Source organism: Variovorax sp. P4_D9 (assembly GCF_056401695.1).
The window spans coordinates 1-889 of sequence record NZ_JBFUIU010001614.1 but is presented as its reverse complement, the minus strand read 5'-3'; the positions used below and the strand labels follow the sequence as shown (position 1 = coordinate 889).

Below are 889 nucleotides of genomic sequence, written 5' to 3'. Positions count from 1 at the left end.
CGTCGAGCGCCTTGCTCAGGGAGCCGAGCAGCSTGGCCCATGCGTTGAACGCGATCGGGCTCTGCGCGAACGCCGCCATCATATTGGGGGTGAACCCGATGTTCTTGGTGAACGCATCGAGAGTCGGTTTTGAACCGGCCGGCACCTGTTCCGGCTTCAGAGCAGTAGTTCTTGGCATCGTAATCGTCCTTGAGTTATTGATTTAACTAATGGTTAGACAAAATCCAGCACTTCGACGAGCGGACGGCGCGGTTTCTGCGCCCAGTTCCCCGCCCGCTCCCTCCCGACGGACAGCAGCATGACCGGTACTTCGTCTTCGGCCAGTCCGAACTCGCGGTGCACCGCATCCGCATCGAAACCGATCATCGGCGTCGAACCCAGGCCCAACGAGCGGCCCGCATAGATCATGGCTGCCGCACCGAAGGTGGCGGTGCGTACGGCCTCGTCGCGCCGTCGCTGCGGGTACGCCATGTACAGATCGCGTGCGGGGATCTCCCAATCCGCCACCATCGCTGCCGGCATGACGCCCGATTCGACCAGCGGCGCCAGGCGCTCTGGTATGACGCTGGTCTCGACCAACTGACCGCAGACGATGAAGGTAACGGCTGCGTCGGTGACCGCGGGCTGATTCCAGGCGATCGGACTCAACCGTGCCTTGGCTTCACGCGTGCGCACGGCGATGAAGCGCCAGTTCTGCAAGTGGAAGGACGTCGGCGCGGTGGTGCCGATCCGCACCAGTTCGCGGATTTCGTCGTCGCTCAAGGTGGCGGCAGGGTCGTAGTACTTGGCGGCGGTGCGGCTCAGGATAGTTTCGATGACGGCGTTGGTCATGGTGATTGCTGACTCCTAGGAGTGAAGGGATAGATTGAGGGACACGGGTGCTTTCTCC

1 protein-coding gene and 1 pseudogene are annotated in these 889 nt (G+C 62.3%); both read right to left on the bottom strand.

Annotated features, from left to right (window positions below):
- Window positions 1-178 (bottom strand): annotated as a pseudogene (locus AC1DY5_RS57280) (carboxymuconolactone decarboxylase family protein); the annotation flags it as partial.
- Between the two features lie 35 nt (window positions 179-213).
- The gene (locus AC1DY5_RS57275; protein WP_478122981.1) at window positions 214-831 is read right to left on the bottom strand and encodes a nitroreductase family protein; all 618 of its coding nucleotides are present in this window, start codon (window positions 829-831) and stop codon (window positions 214-216) included.
- Between the last annotated feature and the right edge of the window lie 58 nt (window positions 832-889).

Excerpts from the sequence above, each read along its gene's own strand:
- AC1DY5_RS57275 (WP_478122981.1), bottom strand. The coding sequence starts at position 831 with ATGACCAACGCCGTCATCGAAACTATCCTGAGCCGCACCGCCGCCAAG.